Consider the following 18,248-nt stretch of genomic DNA (forward strand, 5'->3'; position numbering starts at 1 on the left):
CAATTTATGTATAGTCTTGTATTGAAGGGAATTGACACTGACGGATTGGTATGCAGAAAAGACAATTGAAGTTTGGCTGGGGCTGGAGCTGGAGCGTAGTTTTGGTGTGGGCATTTGGCCTAGCTGCGATAATGATGAGCTACCAAAATACGGAAAAAGAGATGGAGCGTGTAGAGCGACTGGGTACTCATATCGAGGAGTTTCGTAGTCACCTGTTTTTTGATTCTCCTTACCGTATCGATCTCGCCTCACAGCAAATCATCAATTTGGACGATATTGAAGCCATGCACAAAGAGTTGGCGACGGCAGATCAAGGGGCCGGTTTTATGCCTGATATTCAACAACTGCTGTTTACGACAGAGTGGTTTGTTGAACAAAGCCGAGCATTTATGGGCACTGAATTAGCATTGGTGGCTTTGATTGATGAGATACAAGCAAAGCGCTTAGTTTATGCGGGGAATCAAGAGAGACAAGCGCATTATTACCAATTGAGCGCTTATGTGTTTGAAGCCTTGTTTGCATCGCAATCCGCCAATTCTGTGGCATACAGAGATTTCGAAAATCTCTACAAGCAATCACTATTGTTACCAGAAGACGAAAAAAAACAGCTGCAAGCTCTTTTGGCTAAGACATCTCAAGTGATGGGGAATTATGCTCAAGGTTCTTACTTTGTGTCGCAATTGATCAGCCATTCTGTTCATAACGAGATAACAGAGGTGGAAACCCAGTATCATCACCTGCTTGAAAAATATCTATTCGTAATGATGGTGCTGAGCGGCGCTGCCCTTTTGAGCATTATGCTTCTATGGTACAGCAGTTATGCCATGCTACAGCGATCATCCTCGCTTGATGATAATGCTAACGCAGTGGGCGATGATAATGCGGCAGAAGTTGAATCTAAACCTATAAGCTCAGCGAAAAGCGAAGGGGTCCACACTCAACATCCTCCACACACGGCGGTCGTTGAAGATCGCGCTAAGTATGACAGTGCTAAGAATGATAGCGCTAAGAGTGACAGCGCGGTTACTCATGTTGATGACATCTCACCTATAGCCCCGCCTTCTCATGAACCCAATGACGATCTCACGGCGACAATCGTTCAGACTGAAACGGCTCAAGCTGAAATTAATTTCTCGGGAATGCTTGAATCACTTGGTAACGATAGCGAATCTCTCTGCATGTTGCTTGAAGTCTTTATTGAAGATCACCAAAACGATGTCACCGATATTTCACGTCTGATTCATGATTCTCCCGAAGAGGCGATTCGCAAAGCCCATAGCTTAAAAGGTGTGGGGGGAAATTTAGGCGCGATGAACCTGCGAGATGTTGCTGGCCAGTTAGAGCATGCGATTCAACATGACAGCACGCGAGTCCCAGAATTGTTGGTGGCTCTTAATAAACATTTGAGCAAAGCCACCAATGAAGCGCAGTCTTTTATTCACGAAAAAGCCTGATTTATCCGTTGTTTTACCTAGGCCCAAAGCGTCTTATTTAGGATAACAATGTTGGGTTAAAAATTACCGCGATAATTTCCCAAAATGGATTAGAATGCCCGGCAATAAGTACCGCCAGTTCGTTCGACACTGGCGTCGTACTCTCGTTGTCTTTTTCTCAGGTAATTCTATGTCTATCCGCCATTTTTTCTTGGGGTTGGTGCTTTCTGCCAGCGCCTTACTTTCTGGTTGCTCTTTATTAGAACTAAAAATTGATACGCAAACCGTGCCATTGACTCAGCAAGAGCTGAACATGCGCATTATGACGCGTGAATACACCCAGCAGTTTTTCGCTCAGGTAGAGCAAGCGGCCGATGTGTTGCAAACTCGCTATGAGGCGGATGACAAAGTGCATCAGTCTTATGTTTTATTGTGGAAAATTAACGCTGAAGAAGGCATGCAAGCGGCGGCTTACCAAGTCTCGCCAATGGCAGGGTTGATTGATAGTTGGGTTTTTGTTCAGCAAATGAACCAATTTTATGCGCATGGTAATGGTCAGCACCTTTTCGTGGGTAAAACACTCGCCAATGGTGAGCGCAGTGACGACGAAGCAAAGCAAGTCTCACAGCATCTGGCTAACGAAGTCGATAAGCTTGCTCGTTCGCTTTTAAAACCAGCGGTATATAAACAATCCCAAGCGTTTGTGACCAAGTTTGTAGAGACATACCCATTTGCGGATTTGAGTTTGATTCGTACACCGGCTTACCGAGCGTGGTTAGAAGCGAATCAAATTAACGAGGAAGATGCGGTAACAACATTAGGGACAATGCCTGAAGCGTTGGGGGACGTCTCTGATCGCTTAAGCCTGGTTTCAGAGCAAACCCCAAAAGTGATGACTTGGAAAGCGCAGTTATTGGCCTTGAATAGCTCAGCCAGCATTGCACAAGTGAATCAAGCGTTGGATAGCTTAAAAGTTACCTCCGACGCGCTGAGTGATTTTATCCGTAACAACCCGGAGTATATGGGGCATTTAGCGGAAGAAATGGCTTTGCACCTTCAACCTTTGGTTGAAGATATCGATAAAAAAACAGAAGCGCGATTGGTGCAATTAAGTGAAGAGCGCCAAGCATTAGAAACCATGGTGGCAAGAGAAAGACAAGAAGTGGCTAGCATCATTAGCCAAGAGCGAGAGAGATTTGCTCAAGATCTGGACCATGTATCACAAGAGGTAGTGACCCTCGCGATGGACAAGCTTATTGAACTGGTGAAAAGTACCATTCTGTATTTTGTGTTGTTCATTATTGTGATTTTCTTTGCTCCGCTAGGCATCGGCTACCTGCTAGGTAAGCGCGCAGCGGTGAAAACCAAGGCCGTAAGTTAACGAAGACAGCAAGTTAACCAAGGCAGTAAGTTAGCCACAACGATAAAATAACAAAGAGCGCCTAGGCGCTCTTTGTTTATGGGGTAGAAGAATTAGGCGTTTTGCTGTTGTAAATCCCGCGCTTCTTCTTCGCTTGCTTGCGCTGTGGGTTCGCACTTATCAACAAACCAACCCATGTACGAAGTCACGATCGTAACAATGATACATACGAAGCTCAGCCACATGAACGGCGCATAAGAAAGTGTCGCCACGCCTAAAATACTCGCCATATAAATGCCGTTGTCACTCCAAGGCACCATACCGGACGTTAACGTGCCACCAAACTCGGCATTGCGAGATAAGTTCTTACGTTTGTAACCTAATCGGTCGTAGTTTTTCGCGCATATTTTTGGCGTTAAGATCAGTGACACATACATAGCCGAGCCAAAAACGTTGCCCATAAAGGCCGTCGCAATAGTTGACGTTGCTAAAGAACCCGCGCTGTTCACGCGACGTTCGAACATTTTAGCCACTGTCTCTAAAACGCCCACTTTATCCAGTAAGCCACCAAAGCCTAAACCAAATACGATCACCGCCACCGATCCCAGCATAGAAGACATGCCGCCGCGATTTAAGATGGAATCAATAAAGTCGACACCAGATAAAATCGAGTAAGGTTCCCAAGCGGTTTGGAACGCGGTGAGGAAATCCACATCTTGAATCATGACCGCCCAGATAATACCCAGTAAAGAACCAAAGCTGATCACAGGGAACGAAGGCATACGCATCGCCAATAGCGCTAATACGATAATCACAGGAACAAACGAAAATGGAGTGATGTAGAACTGTTGATCCATCGCTGCAATCACGCCATCGACTTGCGACATGTCGATATTGCCCGCGAAATGAAAACCAAACAGAGTAAACAGAATGCCGGTAATGATGTAGCTGATCAGTGCAATCGGCAACATGCCTTTAATATGCTCAACAACTTCAACATTTGACATAGAAGAGGCAAGGATCACGGAGTCTGACAGTGGTGACATTTTATCGCCAAAGTAACAGCCGGATAGAATTGCGCCTGCGGTAATGGGGGCGGGTACACCAAGGCCTTGACCAATACCCATCATCGCGATACCCGCAGTACCCGCTGCGCCCCACGATGTCCCTGTCGCTAACGCGGTTAATGAACAGATCACCATGGTTGCGAGAAGGAAGATAGAAGGGTGAATCGCCTTAAGGCCATAGTAAATGATGGTTGGTACGATGCCGCCTGAAATCCAGGTTCCAACAAGAGCACCAACGGCCAATAGGATCAGTACCGCCCCAAGGCCATTTGAGATTCCGCTAAGGGCTGCTTGCTCTAACTCTTTGTATTTATGGCCCAGTCTCAGACCTAATACGATAATAATGAACCAGCCGATATACAACGCAAGCTGAATCGGTAGATTAAACTTGGCAGTAAACGAAAATGCCATCGTTAAGAATAAACCAAGTGAAACAATTACTTGCATCAAGCTTGGTAGGCGAAGTGTACGTTGCGTCATCGCGAGCCTCTTAGCTATTTAATACCGTTCATCACTCAACACCACAAATCAAACAAAATTTAGGGCAAAAACATTGAAGCAAGGGATTAGCTTACCTATCGCCGTGTGATTGCATAAAGGTTGCGGTTCGAGTTGCTGGCAGATTACTCTGCAAGTGCTAAGTGATTGATACGAGTGTTAACTCCTTTTTAATAGCACGGACTTTACCCTAAACAGATGAATATATCGAGTCTGTTTCATTTGTGTATTGTATTTGGCTTACTTTGAGTTTGGTTTTGGTTAAATAAACTGGCCATTGTTATCTTGTTGGTGTCAATTGGATCTTGTAATGTGTTATTTATGTGGCACAGCTGTAACGCTGAGTTCGGAGGACGTTAGCCGAGTAAAAAGTGGGATTGAGCGAATGAAATAACGTCATAAATGACATTTTTATGGTTAATTTATAAAAATAATCGCAAAAGATGTAGCAAAGCGTGATTTTTAACTTGAGATTTTTGTTTGAAAATTGAAGTATGGAGAGAGTACAAATTTCAAAGAATAGCCATTTTTTAAAATACATGGAGAGTAGATGATGAGAGTAGGTTTAGTTGGTTGGCGTGGCATGGTGGGTTCTGTGCTAATGCAACGTATGGTTGAAGAAGGTGACTTCAATTTCATTGAACCGGTATTTTACAGTACATCACAAATTGGTATCCCAGCCCCGTTTTTAGGAAAAGAGGCCGGAGATCTGCAAGATGCGTTTGATATTGAAAGTTTAAAGCAGCTTGATGCCATTATTACGTGTCAAGGTGGTGGTTACACCGAGAAAGTGTACCCAGCACTTCGCCAAGCAGGTTGGAAGGGCTACTGGATTGATGCTGCTTCGACGCTTCGTATGGCATCGGATTCAATTATTACTCTTGATCCGGTCAACCACACCCAAATCCAGCAAGGCATCCATAACGGAACGAACACCTTTGTTGGTGGTAACTGTACCGTGAGCCTAATGCTAATGGGCCTTGGTGGTTTGTTTGAAAAAGGTCTGGTTGAATGGACCAGCGCAATGACCTATCAAGCGGCGTCAGGTGCAGGCGCACAAAACATGCGTGAGCTTATTTCCCAAATGGGCGTTGTGAACGATGCGGTCAGTTCACAGCTTGCTAATCCTGCGAGTTCTATTCTTGATATCGACAAAAAAGTGGCTGACACCATGCGCAGCAGTTCGTTCCCTACGGACAAATTCGGTGTTCCGTTGGCAGGCTCGTTGATCCCATGGATCGACGTGAAGCGCGATAATGGTCAAAGCAAAGAAGAGTGGAAAGCGGGCGTAGAAGCAAACAAGATTCTTGGTTTCCAAAATGCACCAGTGCCGATTGATGGTACCTGTGTTCGTATTGGCGCGATGCGTTGTCACTCTCAAGCATTAACCATTAAGCTTAAGCAAAATGTGCCGATGGATGAAATTGAAGAGATCATCGCGACGCACAACGATTGGGTGAAAGTGATACCGAATGAGCGTGACATTACTGCGCAAGAGCTGACGCCGGCAAAAGTAACAGGCACACTATCGGTTCCGGTTGGTCGTCTGCGTAAGATGGCAATGGGTGATGATTTCCTCAATGCGTTCACCGTTGGTGACCAGCTATTGTGGGGTGCTGCAGAGCCATTACGCCGCACGCTGCGTATCATCCTTGCTGAGAAACAATAATCAGTCATTCGTTTTACTTACAGTGAACCGGTTAAGTATTTGATGATAAATTGACCCGTAAAATGAAAGGCTACCACTCGGTAGCCTTTGTTGTTTTAACGTTACACGTTTGATGCGTGAAGCCAGTGAGTGATTTATCGCCATAAGCCAGCGTAACTAGACATTATTTAAGCCATTGCACCTGTTTTCACATTAGAGTAGTGCGGATGGAAAGCAGAGTTTGCTATGATACGCACAGATCCCAGACAATGTGCTCGACATGCCAGTTTAGGATGACTGTGTATCGATAGAGCCAATGGATAACTTGAAACAATGATAATCAATAAACAAAGCTTAGAAGAGCAAGCCACTGACTACCTCCGCGAGAAAATCGTTAACGGTGAAATGGAGCAAGGCGAAAAAATTGTTGAAAGCACTTTAGCCAAGGACTTGGAATTGTCGCGCAGCACGGTTCGTATGGCGCTTAACACCTTATCTCATGAAGGCTTGGTAGTTCAAAAACCTTACGCAGGTTGGCATGTTTTCATGCTAGATGAAGATGATCTGTGGGAGCTGTACAACATACGAGTCGCGTTAGAAAGCCAAGCGGCATCGATGGCGGCTGAAAAAGCGTCAGAGCAAGATAAGAAAGCGCTGAGTGCACTGTTCCAAGAATATTGCGATCTTTGTGCTGCAGTGCCGGATGACATTCAAGCCATCAGCCAAGCTGATTTCAAATTACATCGAAAAATCATCGAAGTGAGTTGCAGTAAAAGAATGGAAAAGGCTTACAGCCAAATTGCCAATCAATTACTCAGTTACTTGAGTATGACGCATATTGATTATGATCTTTCACAAAGTGCGCTTAGCCATAAGCCGATGATTGATGCGATTTGTGACGGTAATGCAGAGCTTGCGTGGCAAGAGGCAAAAGCCAATATCACGCCAGTTACGCCCCTGTGTGATTCAATAAAGAATCATCAAGCATAACGGATAGCTTGTCGCTCGCGAATCCGATTATTGACTCTCACTCGGTCGAGTTATCTTTAAGGTATACGGGCAGTGGAGTGGATGACTAAAGAGAAGCGAGGGAGTAAAGAAAGAGAAGCGACTTGGTGCAAGGTGAAATACACAATGGACATACAAGTTGGAATGAACTTTCGCTAATTTAATAAAGAGGGTGTCTATGACACCCTCTTTTGCATTTCTGAGCGTGGAATATCGCTCTTTCAATCACGTTCAGCGTGTTGAACCACCATCCGCTCATCAGGATCAGCAAGTTCGCTGCCGCAGAACTTACAATTCATCGCATCCGATTCATGACCCGCCTTTGAACAGTTTGGACACTTAACCAAAGTTCGGTGTGACTTCATCTCTTGGTTGAGTTCAGCGGTGATGATCCCGGTTGGTACTGCCAATATTGAATAACCCAGCAACATCGTGATGGATGCGATGCCTTTACCCAAAGCGGTTTGAGGCACGAGATCCCCATAACCCACCGTCGTAATCGTCACAATTGCCCAATAGATGCTTTGCGGAATACTGGTAAAGCCATTAGAGGGGCCTTCAATAACATAAATGAGCGAACCTAGAATCGTGACCAAAATGGCGACGGTATTAAAGAAGATAAAAATCTTACGCTTCGCCATAAGCAATGAACGCAGCAAAATATTTGAATCTTGCAGATAACGCACGAGCTTTAATACGCGGAAAATACGCATCACGCGCAATAGCCTTATCACACCCATGAATGAAACCGCAGGGAAGAAGATCGCTAAATAGGTCGGTAAAATGGCCAGTAAATCGATCACGCCATAAAAGCTGGTGGCGTAAGATTTTGGTTTTGGAGAACAGTACAGGCGCAATAGGTATTCAAGCGTGAATAATGCGGTAAAGGCATATTCACAGTAACGAAGCTCTGTACTCCATTCGGTCATTACAGAAGGTAACGACTCTAAAACCAGAACCACAAGCGACGTTAGAATGGCAATGATTAAGCCAATATCAAACGCTCGGCCTGCTTTGGTGTGCGTACCGAAGATAATGACGTAAAGATGGTGCTTTAAAGAGGTCTTTGGCATGACATGTCATCGATAAAAAATAATGCAATATCATACCAGAAAGTAAAGAAAGAGGCCTATCCGAGATATCGCACAGGCCCTTATATCAAAGCGCTTAGCCTATTAAGGCTGGGAATAAACCGCGTAAACCATTGGCGATAAATTCAATGCCTAGAGCGCCCAAGATCAAACCCATGATACGAGTAATGACGTTGATGCCCGTTTGGCCTAAGAAACGAACCAATAGTGGGGCTGAGCGGAATAGTAACCATGAGCAGAAGCAAAATGCGATGATGGTTAAAATAATGCCCAAGGTATCAAACATACTCGGGTAGCGTGCGCCGTAAACAATCGTTGAACTGATTGCACCAGGGCCAGCCATCAAAGGCATCGCTAGTGGCACCACGCCGACTTGTTCACGAGTAACCGATTCCGTTTTCTCTTGTTTGTTCTGTTTATCTTCACCGAGTTTCCCGCTCATCATTGAAAACGCGATGCTAATTAACAGCATGCCACCCGCTACACGGAATGAATCGATAGAAATACTGAACATGTCGAGAAGAAACTGACCCGCCAGCAAAGAAACAACCAAGATGATAACAACGGCAAAATTTGCCGTTAAGGCAGTCTTTTTCTTTTCCTCTAATGTCATGTGGTTCGTTAACGAAACAAACACAGGCATGATACCAATAGGGTTAACGGCCGCGACAAGGCCTAAAAAAAACTGAAGAAAAATCGCAAGCTCGATGGTTTGCATAGTAATGACTCACGCGTTGGCAGTATGAAAAAGGTAAAGGGGTAATTTCGCGCATAATGTAGTTCATTACGAGAAAGTAAACGAATGAAAAAATCTAACGTATAAAGGTTCGAATGGGTGAGAAAATCTTATTATTGACGCTTTTGTGAACGATATAAAAATGGTTTGTTACAGAAGCGGCAGAGATAGAGAGGATGCTTTTTTCATAAGTGTTAACATTCGCACATTTTCAACAAAAGATAAGTGTATTTATAGAGAGATAATGTGATTTGGATATACTATCAGTGGCACGTAAAATCTTACTTACAATCGTGAGTTTTGTAGATAAATGAAAGTTTTTTACAGAATTTTGAAAGTTTTTGAGTTTTTGTTGGTTAAGTGCGGTTTTTTTAAACACCAGTGGTTCGGGGTTATATTTGTTTTAAATCAGTGTGTTAATGATGTATTCTTTCGGTGTTTACCACTAAGGGAGTAATTAGTTTTTCATAACTGATCTGAGTCAATTTTTTTCACACTCTGAAATATTATACTCAGCCCTGAAAGCAATTTACTAAGAGTGTTATTCACCCAGTCACGAAGCAACGTGAAAGAGTACAAATAACGAGCTTAATAAAAAGTTTTTAATATTTGTTAATTTTAGGAGATTCCCTATGCCTGTAACTAATCTGGCTGAACTAGATGCTCTAGTAGCTCGCGTAAAAGCGGCTCAAGAAGAATTCGCTACTTTCTCACAAGAACAAGTAGATGCAATTTTCCGTGCAGCATCTCTAGCAGCTAACCATGCTCGTATCCCGCTAGCACAACAAGCGGTTGCTGAGTCTGGTATGGGTATTGTTGAAGATAAAGTAATCAAGAACCACTTTGCATCTGAGTTCATTTACAACAAATACAAAGATGAAAAAACCTGTGGCATCCTTGAAGAAGATGACAACCTAGGCACAATGACCATCGCTGAGCCTGTAGGCATCATCTGTGGTATCGTTCCAACAACAAACCCAACGTCTACAGCGATCTTTAAATCACTGATCTCTCTGAAGACTCGTAACGGTATCATCTTCTCACCACACCCACGTGCTAAAAACTCTACTAACGACGCAGCTAAACTTGTTCTAGATGCAGCAGTAGCAGCCGGCGCACCAAAAGACATCATCGGTTGGATCGACCAACCTTCTGTTGAGCTTTCAAACGCTCTGATGAAGCACGATGGTATCGCTCTTATCCTTGCAACTGGTGGTCCAGGCATGGTTAAAGCGGCTTACTCTTCTGGTAAACCAGCAATCGGCGTAGGTGCAGGTAACGTTCCTGTAGTTATCGATGAAACAGCAGACGTTAAACGTGCTGTCGCATCTATCCTTATGTCTAAAACATTCGATAACGGCGTAGTTTGTGCTTCTGAGCAAGCAGTTATCGTAATGGACGAAGTATACGACGAAGTGAAAGAGCGTTTTGCTTCTCACAAAGGTCACGTACTAAGCAAAGCTGACGCAGATAAAGTTCGTAAAGTGCTTCTTATCGACGGCGCACTAAACGCAAAAATCGTAGGTCAGCCTGCAGTAGCAATCGCTGAAATGGCGGGTGTTAAAGTGCCTGCTGATACTAAGATTCTTGTTGGTGAAGGCCTAGGCGAAGTGTCTTACGATGACGAATTCGCTCACGAGAAACTATCTCCAACTCTTGGTATGTTCCGCGCAACTTCTTTCGAAAACGCAGTTGACCAAGCAGTAACAATGGTAGAAATCGGTGGTATCGGCCATACATCTGGTCTTTACACTAACCAAGACGTGAACGCAGACCGTATCCGTTACTTCGGTGACAAGATGAAGACTGCGCGTATTCTTATCAACATCCCAACGACTCACGGCGGTATCGGTGACCTGTACAACTTCAACGTTGCACCATCACTAACGCTAGGTTGTGGTTCATGGGGTGGTAACTCTATCTCTGAAAACGTTGGTCCTAAGCACCTAATCAACAAGAAAACTGTTGCGAAGCGAGCTGAAAATATGTTGTGGCACAAACTACCAAAATCAATCTACTTCCGTCGTGGTAGCCTTCCAATCGCTCTTGGCGACCTAGAAGGTAAGAAACGCGCGTTCCTAGTAACTGACCGTTTCCTATTCAACAACGGTTACGCTGATGACGTAGTTCGTCTACTTAAAGCTCAAGGTATCGAAGTTCAAACATTCTTTGATGTAGAAGCGGATCCAACTCTATCAGTAGTAGAGAAAGGCGCTGAAGCAATGAAGAGCTTCCAACCTGACGTAATCCTTGCTCTAGGTGGCGGTTCTCCAATGGACGCGGCTAAGATCATGTGGGTTATGTACGAGCACCCAGAAACTCACTTTGCAGAACTAGCAATGCGCTTTATGGACATCCGTAAACGTATCTACAAGTTCCCTAAAATGGGTCAAAAAGCTGAGCTTGTATGTATCACTACAACTTCAGGTACGGGTTCAGAAGTTACGCCATTCGCGGTTGTTACAGACGACAAGACAGGTGCTAAGTACCCACTAGCTGACTACGAAATCACGCCAAACATGGCTATCGTTGATGCGAACTTAGTAATGAACATGCCTAAGTCTCTAACAGCGTTCGGCGGTTACGATGCAGTAACTCACGCTCTTGAAGCTTACGTATCAGTTCTAGCGAACGAATACTCAGACGGTCAAGCGCTTCAAGCACTTAAGATGCTTAAAGAATACCTACCATCAAGCTACAAAAATGGTGCGGCTGACCCAATCGCTCGTGAGAAAGTACACAACGCAGCAACCATCGCTGGTATGGCATTTGCGAACGCATTCCTAGGTGTTTGTCACTCAATGGCACACAAGCTAGGTGCTGAGTTCCACCTACCACACGGTCTTGCTAACGCACTACTTATCTCAAACGTTGTACGTTACAACGCGAACGATAACCCAACGAAGCAAACTGCGTTCTCTCAATACGACCGTCCACAAGCACGTCGTCGTTACGCTGAAGTCGCTGACCACCTAGGCCTAAGCCAAGCTGGTGACCGCACTGCTCAGAAGATTGAACGTCTACTAACTTGGTTAGAAGAGCTGAAAGTTGATTTGGATATCCCACTATCAATCCAAGCTGCTGGCGTAAACGAAGCTGATTTCATCTCTAAACTAGAAGAGCTATCAGTTGAAGCGTTCGATGACCAATGTACTGGTGCGAACCCACGTTACCCACTAATCAGCGAGCTAAAAGAAGTTCTAACTGCTTCTTACTTTGGCACTGCATTTGTTGAAGGTGAAACTTTCGAAGGTACAACAGTTATCAAGAAGAAAGCAGACCAAGAAGCAAAACCAGCTAAAGCTAAGAAAGAAAAATCTGACGCTTAATTAGTCAGCGTTATGATGAGTTAGATTTCGCTAGCACGAAATTAGCAAAAAATAGAAAGCCCCTGTCGAAAGACGGGGGCTTTTTTTGTGCGCGGCAGAAAAAGGTAGATGGAACGATCATGGAGGGTGATGGCGAGATTGTGTTGAGCAATATTGCCTTTTATTCATCAGGGTCAATCAGTCTTAATTAGATGCTAGATGCTAGATGCTAGATGCTAGAAGGTGAGGGCTATGACGGACATAAAAAAACCGATGCGTTAGCATCGGTTCTTAGGCGTTAGGATAAAGACTTATGCCGCTTGGTGTACCACGACAGTTAAGCGTTTATCTTTCTTCATCTGGCAACTTAACATTCAGTTCAAGCACGGAAATGTCGTCATCCTTGTGCTCAAAAGTCAGGTCAACCATTGAAGGATCAATCGCCACATATTTACTGATCACTTTCAGAATGTCTTCTTTCAGTTGAGGTAAATAAGAAGGCGCAGGATCATCAAGGCTGCGTCGCTCTGCCACGATGATTTGTAATCGTTCTTTGGCTAAGTTTGCCGTTGTCTTCTTCTGTGGACGGAAAAATTCCAATAATGACATGCCGTGTTAGCCTCCAAATAGTCGTTTGAAAATCCCTTTCTTCTGCTCAGTTAGGAAGCGGAAGTCAATTTGATCACCCAATAAACGATCAACGGTATCAGCATAAGCTTGGCCCGCATCAGACTGATCGTCAAAAATTACTGGCACACCTTTGTTTGAGGCGTTGAGTACTGCTTGGCTTTCTGGAATGACACCCAGTAAAGAAATATGCAGGATTTCTTCTACATCTTCTACGCTCAGCATTTCGCCTTGGTTAACACGCGCAGGGTTGTAGCGAGTTAGCAGCAGGTGTTGTTTTACAGGCTCTAAACCTTGTTCTGCACGCACTGATTTAGAATCAAGGATACCTAAAATGCGGTCTGAATCGCGGACAGAAGAAACTTCAGGGTTAGTCGTAACAATCGCTTCATCAGCAAAGTATAGCGCCATGAGTGCGCCTTGCTCGATACCGGCAGGCGAGTCACAAATAATGAACTCAAAGCCCATCTCATCTAACTCGTCAAGCACGCGTCTTACGCCTTCTTTAGTCAACGCATCTTTGTCACGAGTTTGAGAAGCCGGCAGAATGAATAGGTTGTCTGTGCGCTTGTCTTTGATCATCGCTTGGTTAAGTGTCGCTTCGCCGTTGATGACGTTAACAAAGTCATACACAACGCGACGCTCACAACCCATGATTAAATCAAGGTTACGCAAACCGATATCGAAATCGATAACCGCTGTTTTTTTACCTTTTAGCGCAAGGCCAGAGGCAATCGCAGCGCTGGAGGTTGTCTTACCTACACCACCTTTACCTGACGTGACGACAATAATGCGTGCCATTCTTCTTTCCTTATAATCTTTTAAATCGTCAACAACTCAAACTTCAGTGAGTCATCTTCTAAACTAAATAAAACTTTTTGCTGCCAAAACGCTTCATCAAACTGCTCGGTTAGCCAGTAGTGGCCAGCAATAGACATCAATTCTGCATGTAATTTATTACAGACAATGACGGCGCCTTTATTTCCGTTTGCGCCAGCAATCGCACGACCACGCAAGGTGCCGTGGATATGGATAGATCCATCGGCGATCACTTCCGCGCCTTCGCTAACGTGATTCAATACCACCAAATCCGCGTCTTTGGCGTAAATTTGTTGACCAGAGCGTACAGGGGTACGAATGATCTTAGTCGGTGCCATCATTACCGGGGCTTGCGCTGGCGATTTGCTTGTCGACATAATGGCAAATCCGGCTTCGCTGGCCATATTTTGTGTGCGTTTATCTTTGCTGCCAGTAATGCCGACAGGTATCATACCAACGCTAGAAATACCTTGCTTCAGCGTCAAAAAATCAAGATCGCCTTGTACTAAGGATACATTGATTACCACAGGCGCTGAGGTGAAAAAAGCGGGAGCTTGCTCGACCTTCTCTTTCAGGAAATGGATAGTTTTTTCGACATCGTTGTCAGAAAGGTGCAAAACTGACAAAGTAAAGCTACTACCTTTTAAATCCGGGGTATGTGACATCTTTTACTTTTGTCCTCATTGGGTTATCGCCGTCGTAGAAATGACGTTGCCTGAGAGTAGGGTTGTCATGTTATATTCCCCGCATACGGTCAGCAAGTTATCTTGCTCTCATTTGGGCGTTTTCTTCCCAAAAATGACTTAAGATTGATATTCTTTAAACTAAGATGGATTAAAGGCTTCCCATGATTTGTGCGATTTACAAAAGTTCGAAAAAAGAAGGTGCCTATTTGTACGTGCCAAAAAAGGACGATTTTTCACAAGTTCCTGATGCACTGATGCAAATGTTTGGTAAACCAACCATGGTGATGGTGGTCAAACTTGAAGGTCGAACCTTAGCACAAGTGAATGTCGAAAAAGTGAAACAGTCGATGATGGACGATGGTTTCTTCTTACAATTGCCACCACCGCCTAAAAATTTATTGGACGAATACAAAGAACAGAAAGCTCGTCAAGAATCAGTATAGAGATCTCGTTGCTCAAGGAGGGAGAGTGTGAAAAAACTACTGTTAGCCGCGTTAAGTTTAACCCTGGCATCACCGGTGTTTGCTCAAGATAAAGACTTTGATCAATACGTTGAAAGTTTAAAAGAACAAGCGCTACAACAAGGCATCTCTGAGTCGATCGTTACCCAAGCATTCGCTGACGTGAATTATAAACCACGTGCTGTTAAAGCCGATCGTAACCAACCAGAGAAGAAACTCACCCTCGATGAGTATATTCCGCGTGCCGTACCAGAATGGAAAGTGAAACAAGCGAAAGAGTTGTATAAAAAACACCAAGCTGAATTGACGCGCATTGGTGAAGAATACGGTGTACAGCCCAGATTTATCGTGGCGCTGTGGGGCGTAGAAAGCAACTTTGGTAAGTTTACCGGCAATTACAGCGTGGTGGATGCACTTTCCACGATGGCTTATGACGGCCGCCGTGAAGCGTTCTTCCGCAAAGAGCTAATGTCGGCGCTGACGATTCTCGATCAAGGCCACATTAAAGTGGATGACATGAAAGGGTCATGGGCAGGCGCAATGGGACAGTGTCAGTTTATGCCAAGCTCATTCATTAACTTTGCCGCGGATGGCAATGGTGATGGCAAGAAAGACATCTGGAACACCAAAGCGGATGTGTTTGCTTCTACGGCCAATTATTTAAGCCAATCTGGTTGGAACGACGCTTACACTTGGGGTCGTCAAGTCAAACTGCCAGCGAACTTTGATATGAATATTGAAGGCCGCGTAGAAGGAAAACAGAAGAGCCTCGCCGAGTGGAGTAAACTTGGGGTAACGCGCTTTGATGGCCGTCCACTGCCGAAGCTCGACAATGACATTGAAGCGTGGTTAACCGCACCAGATCAAGCCGATGGGCGCGTCTTCTTGGTGTACAACAACTACAATGTGTTGATGAAGTGGAATCGCTCTTATTACTTCGCCTTGGCGGTAAGCCACTTAGCGGATCGAATCGTTTTCGATTAATCGCTTTTTGACTCAAGTGACTGTCGTCACTTGAGGTTATTTAAACAGGTTATCTTTAGGGGCTCATTGAGCCCCTTTCATTTTTCAGGAGATGCAGTGCTTTCCGATCGAGCCGCACAAATGGTGGTGTTTTCCGCCTTACTTAAACATAAAAATTTCACTCTGGCGGCTAAAAGTTTAGGGGTGTCGGTTTCGCATGTCAGTAAGCAATTGGCGCAACTGGAGCAATCGCTTGGTGTTAAGCTCGTCCAACGTACGACGCGCAGTTTCACCGCGACCGAAGCGGGGGAGCGATTCCATCGTCACTGCCAAAAGATCGTTGCCATCATCGATGAAGCGCAAAACGAAATAGAAAGCCAGCGCGATGAAGTGGAAGGCTTGGTGAAGCTCGGTCTTTCTCAATCGTTTGGTACCTTGCATATTATCCCTGCGATTCAAGAATTGCGTGAGCAGTACCCTAACTTGCAAGTGGAAGTGCACTTGTTTGACTACAAAGTGGATATGCTTGAAGAGGGGCTTGATCTTTGGATCACCAACAATGAACATCTACCAGAAGGTTACATTGCACGCCGTATAGCCGATTGCCAATTTGTGGTGGCGGCTTCACCGGATTATTTAATGCATTACACCGCACCCGCACACCCTCATGATCTGAGTGATCATAACTGTTTGATTTATCGCAGTTGGCAACGGGACTACACCAACTGGGCATTTGTGAATCCTGAGCAACAAATCAATGTCAAAGTGTCAGGCAACTATTCTGTCGATCTGGCTGAAGCGGTACGCGACGCTGCGGTTGCCGGGTGGGGGATTGCCTACTTAGCCACTTATTTGATTCGTGATGAATTTAAAAACGGTCAGCTTATTCAGCTCTTACCAGAATGGAAAGCGAGCCAAACCATGCCTTTTTATGCGGTTTACCCTAGCCGTCATTACCTGCCTAAAAAGACCTCTGCGGTGATCGAATTTATCAAAGATAAAATTGGTAGCCCATGTTATTGGGATGTACAGCTTTCGCCTTACATTAGCCGTCCGAGTTAGTGACCCGAATGAGTTGCGTTAAATCGTCGTTATTATTTCCAAAGTCGGAAACATCTTTTCCATTTGGAAATAAACGCATTGAGCAATCGTTTATCCTCTTCAAAAACAATTAGTTAAAATGGTGGTGTAAAAAGCAGCACCAATAAGTACAAACTTGCAACAAGTGTGACTTGCATCTCATTTTTTCGCCGCTATTATCCGATGCCTTTCCAATTCCCCCTTTTAGTCGGATTCACTTTATGAACTCAATCTTAGGTATTGTGGCGATTTTGCTTACCGCGTGGTTGCTATCAACCAACCGTAAAAACATTAACTACCGTACAGTATCACTGGCGTTTGCGTTACAAATCTCTTTCGCCTTATTAGTGCTTTATGTGCCGGCAGGGAAAGAGGCGCTTGGCAGCGTGACAGCCGCGGTATCTAATTTAATCAATTACGGCCAAGAAGGGATTACGTTCCTATTTGGTGGCTTAGCGACGGGCAGTTTTACCTTCGCGATTAACGTATTGGGTATCATTGTATTCTTCTCCGCTTTGATTTCAGGTCTGTATCATATTGGCTTAATGCCGAAGGTGATCAACTTCATCGGTGGTGGCTTACAAAAATTACTTGGCATTGGCCGTGCGGAATCCCTGTCTGCAACCGCAAACATCTTTGTGGGTATGATTGAAGCGCCATTGGTGGTGAAGCCTTACCTAAAGCACATGACGGATTCGCAGTTCTTCACCGTTATGACCTGTGGCTTGGCATCAGTTGCCGGTGGTACTTTGGTGGGCTACGCATCATTGGGTGTTGATCTGAACTACCTTATCGCCGCGGCATTCATGTCAGCGCCTGCGGGTCTTTTGATGGCAAAAATCATGATGCCAGAAAGCGAAACGTTAGCGCCTGAAGTTGAGCTAGAAAACGTTGAAATGCCAAAAGCGACGAACGTAGTTGAAGCCATGGCTGATGGCGCAATGGCGGGGTTACGTATTGCTGTGGCTGTTGGTGCGACATTGCTAGCGTTTGTCAGTGTGATTGCATTGCTAAACGGCATTCTTGGCTGGGCGGGTGGCTTGGTTGGTATCGACTTGAGCTTTGAACTGATCCTTGGCTACCTATTTGCACCAGTCGCATGGCTACTTGGCGTGCCATGGAGCGAAGCAACGATTGCGGGTTCTCTGATTGGTAACAAGATTGTCGTTAACGAATTTGTCGCTTTCATCCAACTAATGGAAGTAAAACCGCTATTGAGTGAGCACTCACAAGCGATCGTGACTTTCGCACTGTGTGGTTTTGCTAACATCTCAACCATGGCAATGCTGATTGGTGGTCTTGGTAGCGTTGTGCCTGAAAAGCGCAGCTTTATTTCCCAATACGGTTTCCGCGCAATTGCAGCGGGCGTGATGGCCAACTTAATGAGCGCATCACTAGCGGGTGTGATTCTGAGTTTATAAGCGTTCAGTATTGATCGTATAAACCGTAAAGCAAGATCCAAA

15 protein-coding genes are annotated in these 18,248 nt (G+C 44.8%); 9 read left to right on the forward strand and 6 right to left on the reverse strand.

Annotated elements, in window-relative coordinates:
- Window positions 1-50: 50 nt before the first annotated feature.
- Both OJ16_RS04575 and OJ16_RS04580 read left to right on the forward strand, forming a co-directional pair.
- A complete protein-coding gene (locus OJ16_RS04575) occupies window positions 51-1,454 on the forward strand; it encodes an Hpt domain-containing protein (protein WP_040987869.1) in 1,404 nt (467 codons plus the stop codon).
- A 169-nt stretch (window positions 1,455-1,623) separates the two neighbouring features.
- Entirely contained in the window at window positions 1,624-2,814 is a 1,191-nt protein-coding gene (locus tag OJ16_RS04580; RefSeq protein ID WP_040988794.1) for a hypothetical protein, read from the forward strand.
- A 92-nt stretch (window positions 2,815-2,906) separates the two neighbouring features.
- On the opposite strand, the gene nhaC is transcribed toward OJ16_RS04580, so the two are convergent.
- Window positions 2,907-4,340, reverse strand: a complete 1,434-nt coding sequence (gene nhaC, locus OJ16_RS04585) for a Na+/H+ antiporter NhaC (protein ID WP_040987871.1) — start codon at window positions 4,338-4,340, stop codon at window positions 2,907-2,909.
- Window positions 4,341-4,911: 571 nt separating this feature from the next.
- On the opposite strand from nhaC, the gene asd reads away from it, so the two are divergent.
- Window positions 4,912-6,027: an aspartate-semialdehyde dehydrogenase gene (asd, locus tag OJ16_RS04590; protein ID WP_040988796.1), complete on the forward strand. Its 1,116-nt coding sequence runs from the start codon at window positions 4,912-4,914 to the stop codon at window positions 6,025-6,027.
- A 312-nt stretch (window positions 6,028-6,339) separates the two neighbouring features.
- Window positions 6,340-6,996 (forward strand): GntR family transcriptional regulator, encoded by a 657-nt coding sequence (locus OJ16_RS04595; protein ID WP_040987873.1) that lies wholly within the window; start codon window positions 6,340-6,342, stop codon window positions 6,994-6,996.
- Window positions 6,997-7,235: 239 nt separating this feature from the next.
- On the opposite strand, the gene OJ16_RS04600 is transcribed toward OJ16_RS04595, so the two are convergent.
- Both OJ16_RS04600 and OJ16_RS04605 read right to left on the reverse strand, forming a co-directional pair.
- Window positions 7,236-8,087 (reverse strand): ion transporter, encoded by an 852-nt coding sequence (locus OJ16_RS04600; RefSeq protein ID WP_040987875.1) that lies wholly within the window; start codon window positions 8,085-8,087, stop codon window positions 7,236-7,238.
- Between the two features lie 94 nt (window positions 8,088-8,181).
- Window positions 8,182-8,823, reverse strand: a complete 642-nt coding sequence (locus OJ16_RS04605; RefSeq protein WP_040987877.1) for a YchE family NAAT transporter — start codon at window positions 8,821-8,823, stop codon at window positions 8,182-8,184.
- Between the two features lie 650 nt (window positions 8,824-9,473).
- Here OJ16_RS04605 and adhE point away from each other — a divergent pair.
- Entirely contained in the window at window positions 9,474-12,170 is a 2,697-nt protein-coding gene (gene adhE / locus OJ16_RS04610) for a bifunctional acetaldehyde-CoA/alcohol dehydrogenase (RefSeq protein WP_040987878.1), read from the forward strand.
- A 324-nt stretch (window positions 12,171-12,494) separates the two neighbouring features.
- Here the strand turns inward: adhE and minE are convergent, their stop codons facing one another.
- From minE to minC, 3 genes are read right to left on the reverse strand one after another with little or no spacing between them, the layout of a single operon-like run.
- A complete protein-coding gene (minE, locus tag OJ16_RS04615) occupies window positions 12,495-12,758 on the reverse strand; it encodes a cell division topological specificity factor MinE (RefSeq protein WP_040987881.1) in 264 nt (87 codons plus the stop codon).
- A gap of 6 nt (window positions 12,759-12,764) precedes the next feature.
- Window positions 12,765-13,577 (reverse strand): septum site-determining protein MinD, encoded by an 813-nt coding sequence (minD, locus tag OJ16_RS04620; RefSeq protein WP_040987884.1) that lies wholly within the window; start codon window positions 13,575-13,577, stop codon window positions 12,765-12,767.
- Between the two features lie 20 nt (window positions 13,578-13,597).
- Window positions 13,598-14,260, reverse strand: coding sequence for a septum site-determining protein MinC (gene minC, locus OJ16_RS04625; protein WP_040987886.1), 663 nt, complete (start codon window positions 14,258-14,260; stop codon window positions 13,598-13,600).
- Between the two features lie 182 nt (window positions 14,261-14,442).
- On the opposite strand from minC, the gene OJ16_RS04630 reads away from it, so the two are divergent.
- From OJ16_RS04630 to OJ16_RS04645, 4 genes are all read left to right on the forward strand, one after another.
- A complete protein-coding gene (locus tag OJ16_RS04630) occupies window positions 14,443-14,724 on the forward strand; it encodes a YcgL domain-containing protein (protein ID WP_040987888.1) in 282 nt (93 codons plus the stop codon).
- 27 nt (window positions 14,725-14,751) lie between these two features.
- Window positions 14,752-15,726, forward strand: a complete 975-nt coding sequence (locus OJ16_RS04635; RefSeq protein ID WP_040987890.1) for a lytic murein transglycosylase — start codon at window positions 14,752-14,754, stop codon at window positions 15,724-15,726.
- Window positions 15,727-15,822: 96 nt separating this feature from the next.
- Window positions 15,823-16,767, forward strand: coding sequence for a LysR family transcriptional regulator (locus tag OJ16_RS04640; RefSeq protein WP_040987892.1), 945 nt, complete (start codon window positions 15,823-15,825; stop codon window positions 16,765-16,767).
- A gap of 239 nt (window positions 16,768-17,006) precedes the next feature.
- A complete protein-coding gene (locus tag OJ16_RS04645; protein WP_040987901.1) occupies window positions 17,007-18,206 on the forward strand; it encodes a NupC/NupG family nucleoside CNT transporter in 1,200 nt (399 codons plus the stop codon).
- The last annotated feature ends 42 nt before the right edge of the window (window positions 18,207-18,248 follow it).

Origin of the sequence: Vibrio renipiscarius, assembly GCF_000827885.1 — a bacterium.
Lineage (GTDB): Bacteria > Pseudomonadota > Gammaproteobacteria > Enterobacterales > Vibrionaceae > Vibrio > Vibrio renipiscarius.